This window comes from Rhodovulum sp. HP10, from assembly GCF_047553435.1.
Taxonomy (GTDB): Bacteria; Pseudomonadota; Alphaproteobacteria; order Rhodobacterales; family Rhodobacteraceae; genus Rhodovulum.
In genome coordinates, this window is record NZ_CP180201.1 from 1189745 (window position 1) to 1211428 (window position 21684).

Sequence of the window (21684 nt, forward strand, 5' to 3'; positions counted from 1 at the left end):
TAAGTCCTTATAACCCTATTGGAACTGTATGCGGTTTCAAAATACAATCAAGGGGTGTCCGACTGTGGCCGAGGCTGTGTGGAAACGCTGTACCGTGGTAAGCTTCCGCGAGTTGGCAGGAGGCAGGGATGGCGGGCTTCATCGATGGCATCGACCGGGAACAGGTCACGCTTTTCCCTGATCGTCTCGAGGACTGGACCGGCGAGGATCACCTGGTCCGTGTCGTCGATCTCTTCGTCGAGGAGCTTGATCTTCCGGCGCTCGACTTCGAGCGTTGTGTGCCCGCCCGAACCGGTCGCCCGGGCTACCATCCGGCTGTGCTGCTGAAGCTCTTCATCTACGGCTATCTGACCCGCATCCCGTCCAGCCGTCGCCTGGAGCGTGAGGCGGGTCGCAATGTCGAGGTGATGTGGCTGACCGGCCGCCTGGTGCCCGATCACAAGACCATCGCCGATTTCCGGCGCGATAACGGGGCAGCGATCCGCAGGACCTGCGCGCAGTTCGTGGAGCTGTGCCGGCGGATCGGGGTGCTGAAGAGCGATTGCGTGGCCATCGACGGCAGCAAGTTCAAGGCCGTGAACAACCGCGACAGGAACTTCACAAAGAACAAGATCGCCAGCCGCTTGGCCCATCTGGAGGCTGATGTCTCGCGGTATGTCGATGACATGGCCCGTATCGACCGCCAGGAAGAGGGGGAAGCCCGGGCTGACAAGGTCGCCCATCTCGCTCGCCGCTACGGTCGTATCCGGCAGGAGATTGCCCGGCTGAAGGCAATGGAGAAGGCCCTGACCGAGGCGCCCGACGGGCAGATCTCGCTGACGGATCCCGATGCCCGCGCCATGGCGACCAGCGCCCGGCACAGCGGCATGGTCGGCTACAACGTCCAGACCGCGGTCGATACCGGGACGCATCTGATCGTGGCACATGACGTGACCAATCAGGGCTTCGACCGCGACCAGCTGAGCCCGATGGCGGCCGCGGCCAGGGAGGCCCTTCAGCGCGACGACCTGCACGCCATTGCCGACAAGGGATACTTCAGCGGGTCTCAGATCCTGGCCTGCCATCAGGCGGGGATCACCACGACCATGCCGCGCCCCGAGACATCGGGTAACCGGGGCAAAGGCATGTATGTGAAGGCCGACTTCGCCTATGATACGGCCCGCGATGTCTATGTCTGCCCGGTAGGCGAAGGGCTGACCTATCGCTACACGCGCGAGGAGGACGGCCTGCGGGTCGGCCGCTACTGGACCAATGAGTGTCAGCATTGTCCGGTTCGTCACCGCTGCACCACCAGCAAGGAACGTCGGATCACCCGATGGGACCATGAGCATCTGGTCGATGCGATGCGCGAAAGGCTGGGTGGGGAGGCGGATCCGATGACCCTGCGCCGCTGCACGGTCGAACACCCGTTCGGCACGCTCAAGGCCTGGATGGGGCACACCCATTTCCTGACCCGGAGGCTGAAGAACGTCCGCACCGAGATGGCGCTGAATGTGCTTGCCTACAACATTAAGCGAGTGGTCGCGTTGATCGGCATCCGGGGCCTGATGCGGGCCATTGCCGCCTGATCAGGGGTTGCCGCGCCCCAAGCGCAGACGTCACGCTTTGCCCGAAAGGGATCGCCGGGCCGCCACGCGCGCGAGGGGATGTCTGAGGCGGCTAAAGCGAGCAGCCTGGCAAACCAGCATCTGAAAGCCCGCCGGCCCGTTTCCACACAGCCTCGGCCGTTTGCTCCTCCGGTTGTGGCCAGCTTCATCAGCCAAGCGGACGTCAGCTTGTGCGATTCGTCAACTGGCAACGGCAGGGGCGCCGAACGTCGGCTATCGGCAGAGAGCACCCAAGCGGTGTCACTCCGGTGCACAAGAACCACACCGCACCGCCGCAGGTCCTATCCGAGCCCATCCCCGTCATTCGGCGGCATGATCTGTGGAACATCCATCCATAGAGTTCCTGCCCGCCTCGCCCTTTTCTGCCGCGGCGTAATAGACGAGCCGCAGATGCCGGTCCTGATCCACGATCAGCGTCGTATGGTCGAACGCAACCGGACCTCTGTCCGCCATGTCGAAGCTGCGGCGCCCTTCGCAGCGCCCCTGCACATCATGATCGTGCCATAAGCGTCGGAAGGTTCGAGACGTCGCTTGCAGGTGATCCGCCAGAGCCTGCATGTCGGGAGCCTCCTTTCCGGCGGCATAGTCGCGCCGGAAACTGGCGACGATCTGGGGGGCCTGCCGGGGCCAGTCCTGCACGCGGCGGCTCAGCCGGTCATCGGCGAAATACATCCAGAGCATGTTCCGGCTTCCGGCTGGATAATCCGAGAAGGCGAACAGCGCATCGCCGGCCGCATTCCATCCGATGACGTCCCAGCGGAGGTTCATCACGAAGGCGGGTCGCTCTGTCAGATCGTCCAGCAGTCGGCGGATCAGCGGCGACATCTCGCACCAGCTTTGCGCCGGGGCGGAAGGCAGCCGGTTCTGGGCAAGAAGATAGAGGTGCTGGCGTTCCTCGGGCGTCATCCGAAGAGCGCGGGCCACGTTTTCGAGAAGATGGGCCGAGACGCTGATCTCGCGCCCCTGTTCCAGCCATGTATACCAACTGAGACCAATCCCCGCGACGGTCGCGACTTCCTCGCGCCGCAACCCCGGCGTGCGGCGGCGGGCCGTGCGGGGCAGGCCTACATCTTCGGGCTGCACGCTGGCGCGCTTGCGGCGCAGAAACTCCGCCAGGTCGTGTCGGGTGCGCGAAAACCGTGCCGTCATGGGAGCTCCAGTAACAGGATAACTTCCCCCATAGTAACATCATACGGGATGAGTGACAGGCTTCATGATGTCGATGAAGGAGCCGTCACGATGACTGTACCCGCCCGCCGCACGCTTGGTGCGACACCGCTTTTTGCCCTGCTGCTTGGCGGCTTTATAACCATTTTCGATCTTTTCGTGGTGAATGTGGCGCTGCCCTCCATCCGCGCCGACCTGCGCGCCAGCCTGGCAGGGATCGGCTGGGTCCTGGCAGGGTATGAATTGGCCTTCGGTGTCACTCTGATCGCCGGGGGGCGGCTTGGCGATCGCTATGGCCGGCGGAAGGTGTTCATGCTCGGCATGGCAGGGTTCACCCTGGCCTCGGTCCTTTGCGGGCTGGCAGTGACCACGCAGAGCCTGATCGTCGCGCGACTGCTGCAAGGTGCGACGGCCGGGATCATGTTTCCGCAGATCTACGCGATGCTCCGCGTGCTGCTGGATGCCGAGGGGCGGCGGCGAGCCTTCGGCCTTCTGGGAATGGCGCTCGGGCTCGCGGCCATCGCCGGGCAGGTGCTGGGCGGCTGGATCGTGACGGCGGATATCGCGGATCTCGGCTGGCGGATGATTTTCCTGATCAATCTGCCGGTCGGGATTATCGGCCTGCTCTGCGCGCGCAAACTGCCCGAGTCGGGTCAGGCGGATGCGGCTCGGATCGACTGGGCAGGAACGCTGCTTGCCACGATTGCGCTGATCCTGCTGCTGTTCCCGCTTCTGGAGGGGGCGCATTCCGGCTGGCCGTTCTGGACATGGGGCAGTTTCATTGCATCGGCAGCCGCTCTCACCTTGTTCGTCGCGTGGGAGCGGCGGGTGAAGTTGCAGGGCGGCACGCCTGCCGTGGACCCGGCCCTGTTCACCAACCGCAGCTTCGCCGCCGGATCGATCATCGTGCTGCTGGTCTATTCGACCTCCACCTCGTTTTTCCTCGGGTTTGCGCTGCTGGTGCAGGAAGGGTTGGGCCTATCGGCCTTCGCGGCAGGCACATTGTTCGCACCCGCCAGCGTCGCCTTCATCGCGGCCTCAATGACAGCGCCGCGCATGGTCGCGCGTTTCGGCGACCGTGCCATCGCGGGGGGCGCAGGGATCTACCTTTTCGGAACGGCCGCCGTCGCCCTGACCACTCTGAGCGGGGCGGACGAGGCCTGGCTGATCCCGTCGCTGATCCTCTTCGGGTTCGGCCAGGGCCTGTCCATGACGCCGCTGCTGAACTTCGTCCTCGGCTTCACGGCAAAGCGTGAGGCCGGCATGGCGGGCGGCATCATCTCGACCATGCAACAGCTGGGTGGCGCGATCGGCGTGGCCATGATCTCGGTCCTGTTCGGCCAGATCCTTGACGAGGCCGGATATGCCCGCGCCTTCGCCGGGGGCCTGATCTACAACATGGCCGCGCTGCTGTTCTCAGCTTTGGGAATCTCATTGCTTATACGTCGTGAGGCGCGCGAAGCCAGGAGCGCATGAAATGGGCCAAGAGCCTGACCGCTCCGATGCTCGCAAAGCTCCGCCTCTCATCCACTCTCCGGCCCTTTACTGTCTGGCTGCGGTTGTTCGACAACCATGAGGCTCGCTCTCCCAGCAACAAGGACGCGCCTGCAACATTCTCGCACCGTTCCCCATATGTCCGCCTATGGCTGAAACGAATTTGCGTTTGTTTTCAAAGCGTCTCGGCGGATTGCAAATCCGTGTACAGGAGTTCGATTCTCCTACTCGCCTCCATTTACTTTCAAGCACTTGACTCGACCACCCGCTTGCGCGGGGCGCTCCGTTTACAGTTTTGTTCACGCTACACCCCCTTTCGCATGGGCAAGTTTGATCAGAACGGCATCGGTTTCGTCTGGAGAAACGCGGGCATAGTGCTCGATCACGTTCGCCGCGTAGCGGACCGACCAGCCCATGTGATTGGCGATCTCCGCGAGCGAGAGCCCCGCATTCAACAGCCGCGTCGCGGCCGTCCCGCGCGCATCGTAAAGGCGCAGCTCATCCGACAGCTTCGCCTTGTCGCGCCATTGACGGACGCCCTCGGACGCGCGGTGAGGCGTGAGGGCATTGCCTCTCGCATTGGTCAGGATCAGCAGCCGACCGGCCGGGGTCGTGTCAATGATTTCGGCCAGCTCGGGCGTGATCGGGATATGGGCCAGCCGCTTGCGCCTGTTCGTCCTGACGCGCAGGCGACGGCCGAGAGGAGTCTGCTCGACATGGGCTTGGGTCAGCTTGATCAGGTCGGCCGGGCGCAAGCCGGTTTCGCAGGCGGCGCAGAGGATGCGACGCACCCATTCCGGGGCAACCGCGTTGAACGCGGCGCGGTCGGTCTGGGTCCAGACGATTTCCGAGCGGTCCACATCATAGAGCCGATGCAGCTTGTGACAGTGATGCTCGGTCAGCTTGCCCTCCTGCACCGCCCAATTCAGGATGCGGACAGCATGAGTACCCGCCATGTCGTGCTGTTTGGGCGAGTGCTTCCAGAGTGCCCGCCAGGCATTCACTTCCCCGCGCGCGCCGCGCTCCTCGAAGATAACCGCGGGCGCGTCCTTGAAATGCTCGGCAAAGCGCAGCGCCCATTTGCGGATGTCCGCGCGGGACCTTTCGCCTTTGGGCATCGCGGTGCTGGACAGGAAGTCATCCACCATCCTAGGCGTCATGTAGTCGGCCGGTTGCGGTCGGGCGGCGGCGTCCGCGAAAGCCTGATAGAAGGCCGGATCGCGGGGTTTGCAGTATTCATCTTCCCAGAATTTCGGGCCTCCGCGCCACGCATAGAAGTGAAAACGGCTCTTGCCGTTCGCCAGCTTCCGCCGGACCCGGTGCACGCCTTTGGGCAGGTCAGCTTGCGGCACGGCCTGCCCTCCACTTTTCGAGCGGCGTCATGTCCGGCGTAGCGGTATCGCCCTCCACCACGGCTGTAATCAGGAAGCGCTTTCCATCGTTGGTCTCCACAACGATGGAAACCTGATCATAGCCCGCAGCCTTCGCAGCTTCAAAAGCGGGTGTCAGGTCGGATTTTCGGATTGCGGCGGGACGGCGCTCCATCGTCATGCCTCCCCCAAACCGAGCGCGATCACGGCAATCTTGCCCGTGCGCGGGTCGATCTCGCCCCAACCCATCGGGATTTCAGCGCCGCAGCAGGCTTTGAGCACGCGCGCCACGTCTGCTTGGGTGAAGCTGGTCGGTTTGCAGGCCATGTGCAGTTCTCCTTGCTGCGTTTCTATGGCGGAGCGAAGAGTGCGCCGGTCAGACGTTGCTGTTCGGGTTTTCCATCGCGTAGCCGCCCGCATGAAGGCGCTTGAGCAGGCGCGAGAAGATCGCGCTATAATCAACGACGATGTAGGCTCCGGCGTCGGCCCCTTCCGAAATCAGCTTGCCAAGCGTGGCGCCCACATTGAGCGACCCGTAGGCGATTTCCATGACAGGATCGTTCCCTTTTCGGCTGGCGCCAACGAAGTAGGGCGCGGCGTTGCTTTCGATGATCTCCGCCAGCATCTGGACGGCAAAGGAACAGGCCGAAGAGGCAACGTCCTGATTTGCTGTCCCGCCCGAGACCTCGGCGAAGACAGCTACCGAGAACAGCTCGGACAGCGTGAAGCGGTGCCAGCCCTCGCTTGCCCCGAGGTCGAAGAACCCCTTGCGACGCCAGCTCTGCACGGTGTTGAGGTTGGTTTCGGTCAGTGAGGCGACTTCGGAAACCGTGAAGCGCTGATTGGTGAATTCCATTTTTTGATCTCCAGATCTCGATACATGTATCCAGGTACATGATTTCGATACCCGTATAAGGACTCGCAGTCAAGACGTGTGCTATCGCACATGATTTGCCCATGCGGGCGCGCCAATGACCAACCGTTCCTCACCACGCCGACGGCGCGGCCCCGACCAACAGGCGCGCTTCCTTCCAGATCATGCTGGTCTCCCAGTCTGCGCCGCACTGTCCGCACACGGTTTCGACAATCACCTTGGCTGCGAAGTCGGCAGCGCAAGTGCTTGGAAGAGACATCATCTCGTCCTCGATCTTGTTCGAATGCCGATAGAAGAGCAGGTCCAGCTCTGCGTCTTCGCCGCTTCCAGTCGCATTGCAGACATGCCGCCTGGCGGCATCGAGGATCGCACGATGCCGATGGAAGAGCCTCAGGATCTGCGATTGGTCGGCTTCGGCCTTCGTCATCGTGGGTACAGCCAGCGTTGCGGCGGAGAAGAAAGTCCGACGTTTCATGCCCTCGCCTCCATCAGGCGAAGGATGTGCCGCAGGGCGGTGCGCAGGTAGCTGCGGGCCTCGCGTTCGCTCTGGGTGTACCGGCCCGGCCGCTCCGTCGCATCGAGAGCGAGGGCCAAGCAGTCGTGGATCTCATAGAGACGGGCAGCAGGCAAAGCCGTGACGGCTGCCGGAAACGGGTTCGGCATTCTGGACTCCGTTGTCAGAGGTGTCAGTTTCGAATACACTGTATTCAAAACACACACTGCATACCCTGTCAACAGTTTCGAATACCATGATAACACATGAGCAATGCCGCATGGCGCGCGCTGCCCTCCGACTCGGAGTTCGCGAAGTCGCTGAGCTGTCCGGCGTCTCGACTATGACCATCAGCCGCTTTGAGAACGGTCAGTCCGGCGGTCAGGCCGAGACGCTCCGAAAGCTGCAATCAGCCTTCGAGGCCGCGGGTATCGAGTTCATCCCAGAGAATGGCGGCGGGCCAGGAGTTCGCCTCAAGAAGTGAACAAAAACTCAGAGCGGCCCTTCAGGCTAGGCGCGGCTTGGGATCAATGAAAAAGCGCCAAAGTCAAACATACGAAACGGCGATTGAGAAATTGTCCTCTGGCTTTCGCATGCGAACCAAATCACACGCCTTGATAGCAAATGACTTTGGATCAGAGAATTCTTTAGAGACAGCAAGCATGGGCCTCAGAGGCAGCTTGGCATGGAACCCGTCACTGGTAACAAAAACCCGATCTCCTTCGCACAGATCAAAGTCCAGGGGATCAACTCTTGGCCGATCCTCCGCCCCCAAGGCGCTTTCTAGAATATGCTTGCGCGGATAGCTCACGAACTGCTCTTTGTCGATTTTCCCTTCATCCAGCAGCCGCTGAGCCTCAGAATGATCGCTAGTCAGTTTCTTAATCCCCCGTCCACGAGCAAGCATGGCCCGTGTGTCCCCGACGTGGGCACCAATGAGTTTTCGCTCGTTAAGAAAAACAGCTGTGAGCGTTGTCGCCATGAAACGTTGTTCCTGAGAACTTTTCTGTTTGGCGGTTATCTCACTATGTATTTCGTAGAATAGCTCCACGAGTTGCTGCGAGCTCCCAGGCAACGCCTTGACGTGCTCAGAGAGATATCTCAGAGCCAGCTCCGATGCGGCGGCACCAGCTCCACGACCACCCAAGCCGTCAGCGACGGCTAGACCGATAGATCCATCATCGAGCGTCCAAGCCTTCGCACAGTCTTCATTTTGAGGTCTGGGCCCGGCATCCGAAATGGAAAAGCACTCCATGCTCATGAGCAAATTTCGCTGATTGCCTGCGACACCACAGGATGGAACTGACCCATGTCTGCGTTGATAGATTGTTTGAGGTGAGCGATTTTAGCGCAGATATCTTTATCTAGCACTCTAAACTCGATCGCTGCCCTACCCGCAAATGCATCATCTATGTTGGGGCCCAGCGCAGCCATGAAGCATCTTTCGACAAACCAGCGGTTGTGAGATGTCCCAAGACACAATAGAGCATAGCAACCTCGGAAGCGACGTTCAAAGTCGACTTCGTCGAAACAGCGACGAATTCGATTACACAGGACGTCACAGCATTCAAATGGAAAGTCTCGACGAGACGCAAGCCAATTGCAGAATGCTCCATAGATTTTTTGCCCAACCTCACCAGAGGTGCGGATCGCATTCTCGAGAGAACAATCGCCCAACTTTGAAAAAATGAATCTCAATACGGCTTCATCCTCGGAAGACAAGGCGCCCCACACCGCATTCCAGAAAATTGGATCATCTTCAGCCGCAGTTCCAAGGCTGTTTGCAATGTCTTCGAATGCAGGGACAGTTGGAGTGCTCACCGAAAATGCGACTGCGGCCACAGCGTCGACAAAAGACTTTGCAGTTGGGAAGCGGCCTTTGGGATCGGAACGCGTCGCAACCGCAAAGATGTCGGCAAAGCTAGTTTCGCTTTTTATCACACCGCAAGGGACACGGATTCCATCGTCGACGATATCATGGAGAATGCATGCAAGGGAGTAAACATCGGTTTGCGGAACCGCTGTTGAAAGCTTCTGAGTTATTTCTGGAGCCGTATACGCATCTGAGCCTTTGCGCATTCCTGTCGATGTTAAATTCGACAGATTGCTCTCTCTTAGCGAGATCAACCCAAAGTCACTGATTTTATATTGCACCCCGACGTCCGCCACATCGAATCTCAGAATGTTCTGGGGTTTAAGATCGCGGTGATAAATTTGCATGGAATGCAAATGGCCTAGCGCGGCAGAAATGTCGGAAATGATATCCATATACCTGCTTGCAACTTCACCCTTATCCTTTTCAATCTCATCTGCTAGACCACAGGTTGTCTTTGGCATGAGATAACAAAGATTTTCACCTTCCCACGCCTCAAGGATCGGAACGATATTTTCATGCTCTATACTCTTCTGAATGCGAACTTCTTTTACAAAACGCTTACGCACATTTTCAAGAATTTCCGAGGGCATCGGCTGATTTTCTGCGAAGTATTTTACTGCATACTCGTTCCCCGCATCATCGAAGGCATCATATACGTTGCCAAAACCGCCTCGGCCCAGCAGGGCGCCGATTTTATAATTCTTAGCGTGAAGGCTCCTGCGGCTTGCCTGATGAAAGCTCGGTCACGCGAGAACGGCCAAGATCGAGATGCTGATCGAGCGGTTCGAGATCAGCGGCGACGATGACCTGGACCTGCGGAGCGAGGAGGAGAAGGCCCGCGCCGCGGTCACCAACTGGATGCGCTGGCAAGGCTACCTCGGCCACCTCGACCGCTGGCAGCAGGCGGCGATCTGGGGCGCGCTGTGGGGGCAGACGGTGCTGATCTGGGACGGTGCGGGTACGGACGAGGGGCGGGTCTATGTGGCGGCGTTGCGGAAGCTGGCGGATGTGGTGGATTGAGTTTGCCCCCGGATCGCGGACTGGGTCGATATTCACCCTGCAGCCCGATCCGGCGCGCCAGAAAGCTTCCGCAGTACGGCCCAACTTGCCGTGGTTTCAGGAATTTCTCCCTGGCCGCCCTTGAAAGGACTGACGGGTAGACGCAAGGGTAGGACGGTACCGGAACGAGTGTAGGAAATGGCGAAATGGACCAGGAAAAGCTTCAAAGGATCGTCGAGCGTGTGAACGTTCTTGAGACGCGGCTTGGCTCATTTGCTCCGGATGCCATCGAGGAGGCAAAAGGTCTCGCGGACACCGTGCTTGACCCGAAGACCGCGAGCCGCTCCGATATCTGGTCCCGGATCTGGGACAAGCCTCTATACGCCAATGCAAAAGTCGCAGTTGCTGACCGTTGGGCCGAACAGCTCAGGCCCTTTGTCTCCAACGCCCTGGCTGAATGGGGCGGAGAAGACGCCACATTCCGTGTGACGAAGCTTGGCAAGGGCATGTCGAATGACAGCTATGGCCTGGAGGGCAGCCTGGCCGGCCGGATCGGGAAAGAGGTACGCACGGCCCGGTACCGGTTGTATCGCATTCAGGGCGCCGCCATCGGCCTCCGGTCCATGCCAGAGAAGTCCCCCTTCAAGGCGTTTCTCGGGCAGCCGCTTGACGATGTCGTCAGTACACTGCGTAAAGCCTTCGGCGAAGGGTGGGGCACGATCAGCATCCTGCATGCGCTGACCGATGTCGGATTGGCCGCGAAGCCGGATCTGCACCTTGTCAGGACATGCGAAGCGGTCGAATTGCTGGATGAACTCCACGTCTCAGACATTCCAAGTCCCAAGCAATGCCTTGAGATCAATCAGAGGATCTCGGCGCTCTGCATTGCGAAGTACGGAAGTGCCAACGCTTGGCAGCTGCGCTATATCGACAAGCTCTTCATGGAGATCTCGCGCTCCGGTCTACTGGACACGCTGAGCTACCCCCCGAAATTCGGACAGTGACGTAAGCTACGATTTGCAGTCTGCTGATCTTCGACGAGAAGGAGATCAGAGATGTCGAAACGCAAGCAGCACGCGCCTGAGTTCAAGGCGAAGGTCGCGCTGGAAGCCCTGAAGGGTGAAGAGACGGCGGCCGAGCTGGCGAGCCGGTTCGGAGTGCATCCGACGATGATCCATCAATGGAAGCGCGCCCTGCTCGAAGGCGCGTCCGGCGTGTTCGAGCGCGGCGGCCGCAAGAGACCCGAGATCGACGAGGAGCAGGTGAAGGAGCTCCACGCCAAGATCGGGGAGCTGGCGGTGGCCAACTCTTTTTTGGAACGAAAGCTGAAGCCCTGGGGCGGGAAGTGAGGCGCGGTATGATCGAGCCTGACCATCCTCAGCTGTCCATCGGTCAGCAGTGCAGGCTGCTGTCGATTGCGCGCTCGTCCTATTACTACGAGCCGAAGGGAGAGACCGCACAGAACCTCGGCCTGATGCGGCAGATCGACGAGCAGTTCCTGGAGACGCCGTTCTTCGGTGTCCGCCAGATGACCTGGCACCTGCGCAATGACGGGCATCTCGTGAACGAGAAGCGAATACGCCGGCTAATGCGCCTCATGGGGCTGATGCCGATTTACCAGAAGCCCAACACGAGCAGGCCGGCGAAAGGACACAAGACCTATCCTTACCTTCTGAAAGGGCTGCACGTGGATCGTCCGAACCAGGTCTGGTGCTCGGACATCACCTACCTGCCCATGCGCCGCGGGTTCCTATACCTCATAGCGATCATGGACTGGCACACGCGCAAGGTTCTATCCTGGCGGATCTCGAACACCCTGGAGGCCGACTTCTGCGTCGAAGCACTGAGCGAGGCCATCCACAAGTTCGGCCCGCCCGAGATCATGAACACGGATCAGGGCAGCCAGTTCACGTCCTTCGCCTGGACCGACCGGCTCCGCCGATCCGGTGTGCGCATCTCGATGGATGGGAAAGGCCGATTCCTCGACAACATCTTCATCGAGCGGCTGTGGCGAACCCTGAAATACGAATGCGTCTACCTGCATGCCTGGGAGACCGGATCAGAGACGAAAGGGGCTATCCGGAAATGGATGACCTTCTACAACCACCAGCGTCCTCACTCAGCCCTCGGCGGCAAGCCACCGGCGCTGGTTTATTGGCAGAGAAATGATATCAACAAACCCGATCAGCAGGTGCAAAGAGTAGCTTAAATTACGCCAGATACTGTCCAACCGATGGGGAGTAGCTCACCAGCAGGATGCGGTTCTTCAGGGTCTGGTGCCAGCGTTCGATCTTGCCCTGTGTTTGCGGATGGTTGGGGGCTCCGCGCACATGCTCCATCTGCTTGTCTTCCAGCCAGGTTGCGAGATCGCCTGCGATGTAGGACGAGCCGTTGTCGCTGAGAAGTCGTGGCCGGTGTTGCACGGTCGGCTGGTCGCAACCGGACGCCTCCAGCGCGAGTTGGAGCGTGTCAGTGACATCTTCGACCCGCATGGTCTTGCAGAGCTTCCAAGCGATCACATATCGGCTGAAGTCGTCTAGGATGGTGCTCAGATAGTACCAACCCCATCCGGGGCGCGCGACCGAGACAGGCCCCGGCCGCGGAAGGGAGGCCACCGAGGCGGCTCAGGCCACCTGTTCGACAGCCGCGACCACCTTGCCCACGACCTCGATCAGCTGTGCGTCATCCTCGCATTCGGCCATGACCCGGATCAGCGGTTCGGTCCCGGATTTGCGGATCAGAAGCCGCCCATGCCCGTTCAGGCGCTTTTCGGCCGCGGCAATCGCCGCCTGCACCGGCGCAGTGGCCAGCGGGTCGGCCCCGGCGGCATAGCGGACATTCCTCAGCAATTGCGGCACCCGGTCGAACCGGCGCGCAAGCTCCGAGGCAGGACGCCCGGTCTCGACCATCGCCGCCAGGAACTGAAGCCCGGCCAGAAGCCCGTCGCCGGTGGTGCAATAATCGGTCATCACGATATGGCCGGACTGTTCGCCGCCGAGGTTCCATCCGCCCTTGCGCATCGCCTCGACCACGTAACGGTCGCCGACCGCAGTGCGCTCCAGCCGCAGCCCCTGCGCCGCCAGGTGCCGCTCGAGCCCGAGATTGGACATCACCGTCGCGACCAGCGTGCCATTGCGCAGCCGCCCCTGGGCGGCCCAGCGTTCGGCAAACAGCGCCATGATCTGGTCGCCATCGGCCACCGCCCCGGTCTCGTCGATGATCATCACCCGGTCGGCATCGCCGTCCAGACAGATCCCCAGATCGGCGCCATGGGCCACCACCGCCGCAGCCGCGGTATCGGTATGGGTCGAGCCGCAGTTCTGGTTGATGTTGAAGCCGTTCGGATCGGTGCCCACGGGCACGACCTCGGCACCGAGTTCCCACAGCACGGTCGGCGCCACCCGATAGGCCGCGCCATTGGCACAGTCGACCACCACCTTCAGCCCATCAAGCCGCAGCCCGTGCGGGAAGGTGGTCTTGAGAAATTCGCCATAGCGCCAGAGCCCGTCATCGATCCGCTTGGCGCTGCCGATATTGGCCGGCTGGCTCAGCGCGATCTCGCCGGCAAGAATCGCCTCGATCTCGGCCTCGGCCTCGTCCGACAGCTTGAAGCCCGAGGGGCCGAAGAACTTGATGCCATTGTCCTCATGGGGATTGTGGCTGGCCGAGATCATGATGCCGAGATCGGCGCGCATCGACTGGGTCAGAAAGCCCACCGCAGGCGTCGGCACCGGTCCCAGCAGCAAAACGTTCATGCCGGTCGAGGTCAGCCCCGCGGTCAGCGCGTTTTCCAGCATGTAGCCCGACCGGCGCGTGTCCTTGCCGATCACCACCCGGTGCCGGTTCAGCCCGTCGGTGCGGAAATAGCGCCCCGCCGCCTGCCCCAGGCGCAACGCCATGTCCGGCGTCATCGGATGGCTGTTGGCGCGACCGCGCACGCCGTCGGTGCCGAAGATCTGTCTAGTCATGGCCCACCTCAAGCCCCTTGACCGCCGCGTCGAGCCGCATCGCCTGTCGGGTCTCGGCCACGTCATGCACCCGCACGATCTGAATGCCCTGCGCGATGGCGGCCAGCGCCACCGCGACCGAGCCCGGCCCCCGCGCCGCCGCCAGCTCGGCACCGCCGACGGTGCCGATGAAGCGCTTGCGCGACGCGCCCAGCAGCACCGGACAGCCCAGCCCGTGAAACAGGGCGATCCCGCGCAGAAGCGCCAGGTTATGCGCCAGGCTCTTGCCGAAGCCGATGCCCGGATCGACGACGATGCGCGAGGCCGGAATACCGGCCGCCAGCGCCGCCCGCACCCGCTCGACGAGGAAATCATAGACGTCCAGCAACACGTGATCGTAGTGCGGGTCGTCCTGCATCGTGGCCGGGTCGCCCTGGGCATGCATCAGGCAGACCGCCGCGCCCGCCCGCGCTGTCACCCCCGCCAGATCCGGGTCGAAGCCCAGCGCCGCGACATCATTGACCATATTGGCACCGGCCGCGAGCGCGGCCTCGGCCACCGCCGCCTTGCGGGTGTCGATCGAGACCGGCCGTTTGACCCCGGCGGCACGCAGCGCCGCGATGACGGGGGCGGTGCGCTCGATTTCCTCGGCGACCGAGACATCGGCCGCGCCGGGGCGGGTCGATTCGCCGCCGATATCAAGAATGTCCGCATGTTCGGACAGCGCCCGGCCATGGGCCAGCGCCGCCTCTGGCCGGTCATGCTGCCCGCCATCGGAAAAGCTGTCGGGCGTGACGTTGAGAATGCCCATCAGCCGCGGGCGGTCCATGGTCAGCCCGGCGACAGCCGGACGCGGCGCGGTCAGCGCGAGGCGCCAGTCCTCGGGGATCGCGCGCGCCGGGACCAGCCGCGGCGGCTCGCCCCGCTCCAGCATCTCGGCCATTGCGAACCAGCCCCAACCTCCGGCCAGTGTCAGAGCCTCGGAGGGGCGGGCGGGATCGGTCTGTACGATGGGACGGAAATAGCTGCTCATGGAGCGTTGATCTGCCAAGCCGGGGCGCTTGGCAACCCGTCAGATCGCGCCTCCCGCGGCGCCGGGCGAAACATAGCGCACATCGAGCCCGGGCGCGGGATGCTCGGGGACATCCTCGCCAATGACCAGTACCGTCTCGGCGTGCAGCCCTGCTGCGAACCAGAGCGCAAGGGCCAGCGCGTCATGCGGCTCGGCAGAGGGGCTTTCGACCGCGTCGAGCACGATCTTCGAGGGCGCCCAGACGCTGATCTGGCCATGCTTCATCGCCCAGTCGATCTCGGTCCGGCTGCCGCGCACCACGCAACGCGGATCGCGCCCGGCCAGTACCCAGGCATTCTGCTCGATGGCCAGCAGATCGATCCGGCGCTGGACCAGCGGCGCCGTCGCCTGCGGCGCGGGCGTCTCGGCCGCCCCGACACACAGGACCAGCGGCCGCCCCCCGGCCTGCCAGCGGTCGAGCCAGGCGGGCAGCTCGGGCGCGGCCAGTGCGGCATTGGTCAGGAACACGACAAGCGGCGCGACCGAGGGCTCGGGCTCGGCCGCCACCGGCACCGGGCGCGGCAGATCGGGTGCACGGTCGCGCACGATCTCGACCCCGAGCGCGCCGGGCCCGCGGTCGAGCTTCTCGATCCGGATATAGGCCCGCATCGCCTGCGGCGCGGCCAGGATGCGCTCGGCGACCCGCTCGGCCAGGGTCTCGAGAAGGTTCAGCCGTTCCGAGGAGAGTTCGGCCGCGATCGCCTCGGCAATCATGTCATAGGACAGCACCCGGTCGACATCGTCGTCCAGCGGCGCCGGATGCGGCCGGACCTCGACCACGACATTGAACCGCACCCGCTGGGTCGAGCCGCGCTCGGCCTGAAAGGCCCCGATCTCGACCTCGGCGACATGGTCGCGCAGCGAGATCCGGTCGCGCAGCGGCCGGGCCGGATCCATGGCCTCGGCCCGTTCAGAAGGATGGGCAAAGGCAAGGCGGATGTCATCTGTCATCTGGGTCTCCGGCATGCTGGCTTTCCTCATAGGCGGAAACGGGCGCGACGAACAGCCCGGCGGCCGGATGATACGGGATGCAACGGGGCGGGCGCTTCAGTTGGCCGCGACGGCAGCAGGCTGACGGTAGAACAGATGCTGGCCGATCGAGGCCGTCCGCGGCAGGCGTCGCGCCCAGCCCGGATCGACGCTGCGATTGTGGTAATGGGTGGCGCCGCCGGTCAGCGCCCGCGGAGCGCCATCAAGCATCAGGCGCGCGATCTTGCCCAGCCGCCGATAGGCCCGCTGATCCGAGATACGCTCGGCGCGGCCATCGCAGGTATAGGAAAACTGGCAGCCATGCAGCTTGCCGCTGCCCTGATGCACCACGCCGCAGACGCTGTCGGGGTAAAGCGGCGAGGCGACGCGGTTCAGGATCACCTCGGCCACGGCAAACTGACCCTTCACCGTCTCGCCGCGGGCCTCGAAATAAAGCGCCTCGCTCAGGCAGGTCCAGGAGTCGCCGCCCTTGGCAGCGGGTTGGGCATCGAGCCATTTCGGGTCATAGCGCCGGGCATCGCGGACTGTCGGGGAGGTGGCGAGGCGGTTGATCCGGCGCGAACCGAGCCTCTGAAGCCCCGCACGCTCGGCGCCGAGAAGCCGGGCGAGATTGTCGCCCAGAACCGCTGTCGGATCGTTCGACTGCGATCCCGTCATCTCCGACTGGCCCGCCGGAGCGACCAAAAGCAGGGCTGTAGCTGCCGCAATACCTGCGACCCGAACATTTACCCGACCCATTCTGCCCCTCATCGCTGGCCAGGGCCCTCACATGACCCTGGGGCGGGCCTCTACCCTCAAAGGGCCTAAATGTCCATCCGAGGGCCCATTTTGCAATCATTAGGCGATTAATTTGATGATTGCCGTCCTGCAGAAAAATTCGCTTCTGACGCGAAAACTGGCAACCAAGCCGTTGATTCAATAGCGCCCATGTTTTGGGCGTCGCGCTGTGCCCAGCGCCAGCTGTGCGGCGGCAAGTCGCGCAACGGGCACCCGGAACGGCGAGCAGGAAACATAGTCGAATCCGGCCTGGCGACAGAAGGCAATCGAATCTGCATTGCCGCCATGTTCGCCGCAGATCGACAGCACGACCTCGGGCCGGGCCTGCCGTCCGCGTTCGGCGCCGATGCTCAGAAGCTCGCCCACGCCCTCGGTATCGAGCACATGGAACGGGTCTTCGGCAAAGACCCCCTGCTTGACATAGGACCCCATGAAACGCCCGGCGTCGTCGCGCGACAGCCCATAGGTCATCTGGGTCAGATCGTTGGTCCCGAAGCTGAGGAAGGCGGCATGCTGCGCGATATCGCCAGCCCGAAGCGCGGCCCTTGGCGTCTCGACCATCACCCCAAGCCGGTAGGCGAAATCGGCGCCGCGCTCGGTCCGCACCGCGGCAGCGAGCGAGTCGATCCGGGTCTTGACCAGTTCGACCTCGCGCATCGCCGAGACCAGCGGGATCATGATCTCGGGCACCACCGGCTGCCCCTTGCGGCTGACCTCGATCGTGGCCTCGAAGATGGCCCGGGCCTGCATGTCATAGATCTCGGGCACGGCGATCCCGAGCCGCACCCCGCGCATGCCCAGCATCGGGTTGAATTCGGACAAGGCCTTGACCCGTCGGGTCACGTCGGACACCGGCAGGCCAAGCGCTTCGGCCAGCCCGTGGATCCCCTCGCGCGACTGCGGCAGAAACTCGTGCAGCGGCGGGTCGAACAGCCGGATGCAGACCGGAAGCCCCTGCATGATCTCGAAAAGCCGGATGAAATCGCTGCGCTGCATCGGCAGCAGCCGCTCCAGCACCGTGCTGCGGTCCTCGGGGCCGGCAGCAAAGATCATCTCATGCATGACCGTCAGCCGGTCATGTTCGAAAAACATATGTTCAGTGCGGCAGAGCCCGATCCCGTCAGCACCGAACCGGCGCGCGGTCTCGGCATCGGCTGGGGTGTCGGCATTGGCGCGGATGCCGATATCGCAGGCCGCCTCGGCCCAGCCCATCAGCGCATGGAACGCATCGTCGAGCGCGGGCGGCAGCATCTTGGCCTCGCCCAGCAGCGCCTGCCCGTTGGTGCCGTCAAGCGTGACGATATCGCCCTCATGCAGCTTGCGCCCGTCCGATGTGATCAACACGCCGTCGCGACGGTTCAGACGCATGTCCGAGACGCCGACGACGCAGGGAACCCCCAGCCCGCGCGCGATCACGGCGGCATGGCTGGTCATGCCGCCACGCTCGGTCATCACCCCCGCCGCCACATGCATGCCGCGAATATCCTCGGGCGTGGTCTCGCGCCGCACCAGGATGCAGGGCTCTCCGCGCGCGGCACTGGCCTGCGCCGCGGCCGAGCCGAAGACAAGCCGCCCCACCGCCGCGCCGGGGCTCGCGGCAATGCCCTGCGCGATCACCTGCCGCCGCCCGCCCGGGTCGACCTGGCTGTGCAGAAGCTCGCTGACCGCGCGGGGCTCGATCCGGGCCAGCGCCTCCTCGCGGGCGATGATCCCCTCATCGGCCAGCATCACCGCGATCCGCACCGCGCTGCGCGCGCTGCGCTGCACCCGTACCGCGTCCAGCACCCAAAGCCGCCCGGCCTCGATGGTGAACTCGATCTGCATCTCTTCGCACAGATTGATCCGGCAGGTTTCGCCATACCGCTTGAGCCGGGTGAAAAGCTCGGGGCAGCGATCCTCGAGCGCCGGGCCGCGCGGATCGCGGGTCAGGAACAGCGCTTGTTTCTGGCGGCTGACCGCATCGCGCCCCTGACTTTGCGCCAGATAGCGCCCGGTGATGCGCCGCTGTCCGGTGGTGCTGTCGACGAACTGGATCACCCCCGAGCCGCTTTCCCCGGGCCCCAGTCCCAGCGCCATCTGCTGCACCACAAGCCCCAGCCCCGCCTCGGCCGGCGCGCCCTTGGCCTGGCGCAGAAGCCGCGCCGTCGTGCCCTCCCAGGCCCGCGCCATCGAGCGCAGAACCTCCAGCAACTGCCGCGCCGGGTCTTGCGGAAACCGCTCTTCGGTTTCCTCGGCATAGGCTGCAAGGGCCGCCCTCACCGCCTCGGACGAGCATTCCTCGGCCTCGAACAGATCGGGATCGAGCCGCGCGACATGGACCGCATAGGCCTGGATGAACCGCAGATAGAGCGCATTGGCCGGGGTCTCGCCATGGCTTTCGCACAGCGCGGCATGGCGGGCGTCGTTCATGCCGATATTCAGGATCGAAGCCGGCCCGCCCCAGTCGGGGTCCTGCGAGCTGGGCCGCACGGAAACCAGAGGCGCCGCCCCGAAGACCGCCAGCAGCGCCTCAGCATCGGGCATCTGGCCCAGCGCGATCCGGTGCACGGCCTCGAAGGACAGCGCGACGGTACGCGGCACCGGCAGGTCGATACGCACCAGCCGCTGCAGGCACTTGGCCCGCCCGCCATGGCGGTCGGCGGCAATGGCCGCCTCCGGCGTTATCTCGGTAAAGTCAACGATATCCGTGAGTTTCCGCACCGCAGCATCCTTCCCCCCTGCTGCAGCATACGCCGATGACGGCGTCTGACAAGCAAAGCGTCACGACGCGGCACTCAGCCCTCGATCCGGGTCAGATCGGCCACGCGCCCACAGGTCGTCCGGATGCGGTGCAGAAGGTTCAGCCGATTGCGGCGGATGATCTCGTTGTCGGAATTGACCTGCACCGCCTCGAAGAAGGCATCGACCGGCCCCCGAAGCGCGGCCATGGCGGCCATGGCCCCGGCGAAATCCTCGGCCTCCATCGCCGGACCGATGACCGCCTCGGCCGCGTCGAGCGCATCGAAAAGCGCCTGCTCGGCCGGGTCGTCGGCGAATTTCCGGTCGGCCCCGAACGAGTATTCGACCCCGTCCTTTTCCTCGGCCTGGGTCAGGATGTTGTTGGCCCGCTTGAAGCCCTGCACCAGGTTTTCGCCATCCTCGGTGCCGATCACCGCCTGCAGCGCCTCGGCCCGCCGGACCAGCAGCGTCAGGTCGTCATTGCCGGGCATGGCCAGACAGGCGTCGATCACGTCATGCCGGATGCCCTCGGCACGCAGGTGGACCTTGAGCCGGTCATGGAAGAAGGAGAGGAGGTCGGAAGATTTGCCGCTGAAATCACGCAGGTAATCGGCTCGAAGCCTATCATGTTCCTTATTCTGGCCTTCGATTTCATCTGCCAGCTCTGACAAATGCCGGCTCACCCAGGGCTTATCAGTTTGGAATTTCCTGAGAGCCGCTGCGGCTTCTTCCGCCCCGTAGGATGGAAACACTTTAGTCACGTCCATGAAATGACTTAGACGCCAATCCAGAAAGCCCTCAAGCTGGAGGCGCACGCCGTTCGATACAATCAGCCGGATCACCCCCAGCGCCGCACGGCGGAGCGCGAAGGGGTCCTTGGACCCGGTGGGTTTCTCGTCGATGGCCCAGAAGCCGGTCAGCGTATCGATCTTGTCGGCCAGCGCCACGGCGACCGACACCGGCGCGATCGGAACCTCGTCGGAAGGGCCGAGGGGCTTGTAATGCAGCGCGCAGGCCTCGGCGACCTCGGCGGGCAGGCCCGCAACCGCCGCGTAATAGCGGCCCATCAGGCCCTGAAGCTCTGGGAATTCATAGACCATCTGCGAGGCGAGATCGAGCTTGGCGACCTTGGCCGCCTGCTCGGCCAGATCGGGATCGGCGCCAACCTTCGGCGCGATCTCACGGGCCAGCGCGGCGATGCGCCCAATCCGGTCGGCCTGAGACCCCAGCGCGCTCTGGAAGGTCACATGGGTCAGCGCCTCGCGCCACTTCTCCATGCCGGCCTTCGCAACGGCAAGGTCGTTGCCCCAGAAGAAGGCCGCATCCGACAGGCGCGCGGATAGCACTTTTCCGTTGCCCTTGAGGATGGTCTCGCCGTTATCGGCGGCTTCCCGGTTCGCGACTGTCACAAATCGAACAATCTGCCCCGTTTTCGGGTCCCTGACCGAGAAGAACTTCTGATGCTCCTTCATCGAGGTCTGAAGCACCTCGGGCGGCAGGTCCAGGAAGGCCTCGCCAATGGCGCCCATCAGCACCACGGGCCATTCCACGAGCCCCGCGACCTCGGTCAGAAGGCCCCTATCCTCGACCACCTCAAGACCCTGGGCGAAGGCCGCGTTGGTGGCGTCATGCCAGATCTGCTCGGCGCGTTCGTCCTGATCGAGCATGACCTTCGCGCGCTTGAGCCTGACCGCGTAATCCTCGAAGCCCGTCACCCGGAACGGCTCGGGCGCCATGAAGCGATGGCCGCGGGTGGTGTCCCCCGCGCGGATGCCGTCGATCTCGAGCGGCACGATCTCGGCCCCGGCCTCGGTGGTCAGCAGGCACAGGATCGAGTGCAGCGGGCGCACCCAGCGCAGGTTGCCCGCGCCCCAGCGCATCGACTTGGGCCAGGGGAAATTGCGGATCACGCCTTCCAGCACCTCGGCCACGATCCCGGGCGCGTCGCGGCCGGGCTTCTCGATCAGCGCGACCCAGACCCGGCCCTTCTTGTCGTCGCGGGCCTGAAGCTGGTCCTGCGTCAGCCCGGTCGCGCGCAGGAAACCTGCGAGCGCCTTTTCCGGCGCATCGACACGGGGGCCCTTGCGCTCTTCCTTCAGGTCGGGACTGCGGGCCGAAAGCCCCTCGATGGCCAGAACCAGACGGCGCGGCGTCGACCAGACGCGGGCATGGGCATAGCTCAGACCGGCATCGACCAGCCCGTCGGTCACCCGCTGGCGCAGCGCCTCGCGCGCCCCGGCCTGCATGCGGGCCGGAATTTCCTCGGAGAAGAGTTCGATCAGAAGGTCGGGCATGGGACG

21 protein-coding genes and 1 pseudogene are annotated in these 21684 nt (G+C 63.5%); 6 read left to right on the top strand and 16 right to left on the bottom strand.

What is annotated here, in order from left to right:
* Positions 1-128: 128 nt before the first annotated feature.
* The gene (locus ACK8CO_RS05520) at positions 129-1568 is read left to right on the top strand and encodes an IS1182 family transposase (protein ID WP_414898448.1); all 1440 of its coding nucleotides are present in this window, start codon (positions 129-131) and stop codon (positions 1566-1568) included.
* A gap of 339 nt (positions 1569-1907) precedes the next feature.
* Here ACK8CO_RS05520 and ACK8CO_RS05525 read toward each other — a convergent pair whose 3' ends face one another.
* Positions 1908-2756, bottom strand: a complete 849-nt coding sequence (locus tag ACK8CO_RS05525) for a helix-turn-helix transcriptional regulator (RefSeq protein WP_414898449.1) — start codon at positions 2754-2756, stop codon at positions 1908-1910.
* A gap of 90 nt (positions 2757-2846) precedes the next feature.
* Between ACK8CO_RS05525 and ACK8CO_RS05530 the strand changes: the two genes are divergently transcribed.
* Entirely contained in the window at positions 2847-4250 is a 1404-nt protein-coding gene (locus tag ACK8CO_RS05530; protein WP_414898450.1) for an MFS transporter, read from the top strand.
* Between the two features lie 317 nt (positions 4251-4567).
* Here the strand turns inward: ACK8CO_RS05530 and ACK8CO_RS05535 are convergent, their stop codons facing one another.
* The 6 genes from ACK8CO_RS05535 to ACK8CO_RS05560 form a co-directional block, all read right to left on the bottom strand.
* On the bottom strand, positions 4568-5620 hold the full coding sequence (locus ACK8CO_RS05535; protein WP_414898451.1) for a tyrosine-type recombinase/integrase: 1053 nt from the start codon (positions 5618-5620) through the stop codon (positions 4568-4570).
* The gene (locus tag ACK8CO_RS05540) at positions 5607-5819 is read right to left on the bottom strand and encodes a hypothetical protein (protein WP_414898452.1); all 213 of its coding nucleotides are present in this window, start codon (positions 5817-5819) and stop codon (positions 5607-5609) included. Before ACK8CO_RS05540 ends, ACK8CO_RS05535 begins: the two co-directional genes overlap by 14 nt.
* On the bottom strand, positions 5816-5965 hold the full coding sequence (locus tag ACK8CO_RS05545) for a hypothetical protein (protein ID WP_178390747.1): 150 nt from the start codon (positions 5963-5965) through the stop codon (positions 5816-5818). The genes ACK8CO_RS05540 and ACK8CO_RS05545 overlap by 4 nt, the downstream gene beginning before the upstream one ends.
* A gap of 49 nt (positions 5966-6014) precedes the next feature.
* On the bottom strand, positions 6015-6494 hold the full coding sequence (locus ACK8CO_RS05550) for a hypothetical protein (protein ID WP_414898453.1): 480 nt from the start codon (positions 6492-6494) through the stop codon (positions 6015-6017).
* Between the two features lie 130 nt (positions 6495-6624).
* A complete protein-coding gene (locus ACK8CO_RS05555; RefSeq protein WP_414898454.1) occupies positions 6625-6987 on the bottom strand; it encodes a hypothetical protein in 363 nt (120 codons plus the stop codon).
* Positions 6984-7175, bottom strand: coding sequence for a hypothetical protein (locus ACK8CO_RS05560; RefSeq protein WP_414898455.1), 192 nt, complete (start codon positions 7173-7175; stop codon positions 6984-6986). Before ACK8CO_RS05560 ends, ACK8CO_RS05555 begins: the two co-directional genes overlap by 4 nt.
* Before the next feature lie 110 nt (positions 7176-7285).
* On the opposite strand from ACK8CO_RS05560, the gene ACK8CO_RS05565 reads away from it, so the two are divergent.
* Positions 7286-7489 carry a helix-turn-helix domain-containing protein gene (locus tag ACK8CO_RS05565; protein ID WP_414898456.1) on the top strand — a complete coding sequence of 68 codons (204 nt, stop codon included), beginning with the start codon at positions 7286-7288 and terminating at the stop codon, positions 7487-7489.
* Between the two features lie 63 nt (positions 7490-7552).
* Here the strand turns inward: ACK8CO_RS05565 and ACK8CO_RS05570 are convergent, their stop codons facing one another.
* On the bottom strand, positions 7553-8266 hold the full coding sequence (locus ACK8CO_RS05570; RefSeq protein WP_414898457.1) for a PP2C family protein-serine/threonine phosphatase: 714 nt from the start codon (positions 8264-8266) through the stop codon (positions 7553-7555).
* Positions 8263-9573: a serine/threonine protein kinase gene (locus ACK8CO_RS05575; protein ID WP_414898990.1), complete on the bottom strand. Its 1311-nt coding sequence runs from the start codon at positions 9571-9573 to the stop codon at positions 8263-8265. Before ACK8CO_RS05575 ends, ACK8CO_RS05570 begins: the two co-directional genes overlap by 4 nt.
* A 76-nt stretch (positions 9574-9649) precedes the next feature.
* Between ACK8CO_RS05575 and ACK8CO_RS05580 the strand changes: the two genes are divergently transcribed.
* The 3 genes from ACK8CO_RS05580 to ACK8CO_RS05590 all read left to right on the top strand — a co-directional run bounded on the left by ACK8CO_RS05580 (position 9650) and on the right by ACK8CO_RS05590 (position 12089).
* Complete coding sequence (locus tag ACK8CO_RS05580) at positions 9650-9901, top strand: hypothetical protein (RefSeq protein ID WP_414898458.1); 252 nt, start codon at positions 9650-9652, stop codon at positions 9899-9901.
* Between the two features lie 185 nt (positions 9902-10086).
* The gene (locus tag ACK8CO_RS05585; RefSeq protein ID WP_414898459.1) at positions 10087-10884 is read left to right on the top strand and encodes a hypothetical protein; all 798 of its coding nucleotides are present in this window, start codon (positions 10087-10089) and stop codon (positions 10882-10884) included.
* Positions 10885-10935: 51 nt separating this feature from the next.
* A protein-coding gene (locus ACK8CO_RS05590) for an IS3 family transposase (protein ID WP_414896501.1) occupies positions 10936-12089 on the top strand; the annotation gives its coding sequence in 2 pieces (ribosomal slippage) (positions 10936-11188 and positions 11188-12089; 1155 coding nt in all).
* 31 nt (positions 12090-12120) lie between these two features.
* Here the strand turns inward: ACK8CO_RS05590 and ACK8CO_RS05595 are convergent.
* The 7 genes and pseudogenes from ACK8CO_RS05595 to glyS form a co-directional block, all read right to left on the bottom strand.
* Positions 12121-12450, bottom strand: a pseudogene (locus tag ACK8CO_RS05595) (transposase); the annotation flags it as partial.
* A gap of 54 nt (positions 12451-12504) precedes the next feature.
* Positions 12505-13848, bottom strand: coding sequence for a phosphoglucosamine mutase (gene glmM / locus ACK8CO_RS05600; RefSeq protein WP_414898460.1), 1344 nt, complete (start codon positions 13846-13848; stop codon positions 12505-12507).
* Complete coding sequence (gene folP, locus ACK8CO_RS05605; RefSeq protein ID WP_414898461.1) at positions 13841-14860, bottom strand: dihydropteroate synthase; 1020 nt, start codon at positions 14858-14860, stop codon at positions 13841-13843. The genes glmM and folP overlap by 8 nt, the downstream gene beginning before the upstream one ends.
* A gap of 39 nt (positions 14861-14899) precedes the next feature.
* Complete coding sequence (locus ACK8CO_RS05610; protein WP_080617940.1) at positions 14900-15850, bottom strand: dihydroneopterin aldolase; 951 nt, start codon at positions 15848-15850, stop codon at positions 14900-14902.
* Positions 15851-15946: 96 nt separating this feature from the next.
* Entirely contained in the window at positions 15947-16546 is a 600-nt protein-coding gene (locus tag ACK8CO_RS05615; RefSeq protein ID WP_231119219.1) for a cell wall hydrolase, read from the bottom strand.
* A gap of 258 nt (positions 16547-16804) precedes the next feature.
* A complete protein-coding gene (locus ACK8CO_RS05620; protein WP_414898462.1) occupies positions 16805-19366 on the bottom strand; it encodes a putative PEP-binding protein in 2562 nt (853 codons plus the stop codon).
* Between the two features lie 74 nt (positions 19367-19440).
* Positions 19441-21678, bottom strand: coding sequence for a glycine--tRNA ligase subunit beta (gene glyS, locus ACK8CO_RS05625; protein WP_414898463.1), 2238 nt, complete (start codon positions 21676-21678; stop codon positions 19441-19443).
* Positions 21679-21684 lie beyond the last annotated feature (6 nt).

What these genes read in the sequence shown, in the direction of transcription:
- ACK8CO_RS05520 (WP_414898448.1), top strand. Translation starts at nt 129, where the DNA reads ATGGCGGGCTTCATCGATGGCATCGACCGGGAACAGGTCACGCTTTTC.
- ACK8CO_RS05540 (WP_414898452.1), bottom strand. Translation starts at nt 5,819, where the DNA reads ATGACGATGGAGCGCCGTCCCGCCGCAATCCGAAAATCCGACCTGACA.
- ACK8CO_RS05530 (WP_414898450.1), top strand. Translation starts at nt 2,847, where the DNA reads ATGACTGTACCCGCCCGCCGCACGCTTGGTGCGACACCGCTTTTTGCC.
- ACK8CO_RS05560 (WP_414898455.1), bottom strand. Translation starts at nt 7,175, where the DNA reads ATGCCGAACCCGTTTCCGGCAGCCGTCACGGCTTTGCCTGCTGCCCGT.
- ACK8CO_RS05555 (WP_414898454.1), bottom strand. Translation starts at nt 6,987, where the DNA reads ATGAAACGTCGGACTTTCTTCTCCGCCGCAACGCTGGCTGTACCCACG.
- ACK8CO_RS05570 (WP_414898457.1), bottom strand. Translation starts at nt 8,266, where the DNA reads ATGAGCATGGAGTGCTTTTCCATTTCGGATGCCGGGCCCAGACCTCAA.
- glmM (WP_414898460.1), bottom strand. Translation starts at nt 13,848, where the DNA reads ATGACTAGACAGATCTTCGGCACCGACGGCGTGCGCGGTCGCGCCAAC.
- ACK8CO_RS05615 (WP_231119219.1), bottom strand. Translation starts at nt 16,546, where the DNA reads ATGACGGGATCGCAGTCGAACGATCCGACAGCGGTTCTGGGCGACAAT.
- ACK8CO_RS05550 (WP_414898453.1), bottom strand. Translation starts at nt 6,494, where the DNA reads ATGGAATTCACCAATCAGCGCTTCACGGTTTCCGAAGTCGCCTCACTG.
- ACK8CO_RS05545 (WP_178390747.1), bottom strand. Translation starts at nt 5,965, where the DNA reads ATGGCCTGCAAACCGACCAGCTTCACCCAAGCAGACGTGGCGCGCGTG.
- ACK8CO_RS05585 (WP_414898459.1), top strand. Translation starts at nt 10,087, where the DNA reads ATGGACCAGGAAAAGCTTCAAAGGATCGTCGAGCGTGTGAACGTTCTT.
- ACK8CO_RS05610 (WP_080617940.1), bottom strand. Translation starts at nt 15,850, where the DNA reads ATGACAGATGACATCCGCCTTGCCTTTGCCCATCCTTCTGAACGGGCC.
- ACK8CO_RS05525 (WP_414898449.1), bottom strand. Translation starts at nt 2,756, where the DNA reads ATGACGGCACGGTTTTCGCGCACCCGACACGACCTGGCGGAGTTTCTG.
- ACK8CO_RS05565 (WP_414898456.1), top strand. Translation starts at nt 7,286, where the DNA reads ATGGCGCGCGCTGCCCTCCGACTCGGAGTTCGCGAAGTCGCTGAGCTG.
- ACK8CO_RS05580 (WP_414898458.1), top strand. Translation starts at nt 9,650, where the DNA reads ATGCTGATCGAGCGGTTCGAGATCAGCGGCGACGATGACCTGGACCTG.
- glyS (WP_414898463.1), bottom strand. Translation starts at nt 21,678, where the DNA reads ATGCCCGACCTTCTGATCGAACTCTTCTCCGAGGAAATTCCGGCCCGC.
- folP (WP_414898461.1), bottom strand. Translation starts at nt 14,860, where the DNA reads ATGAGCAGCTATTTCCGTCCCATCGTACAGACCGATCCCGCCCGCCCC.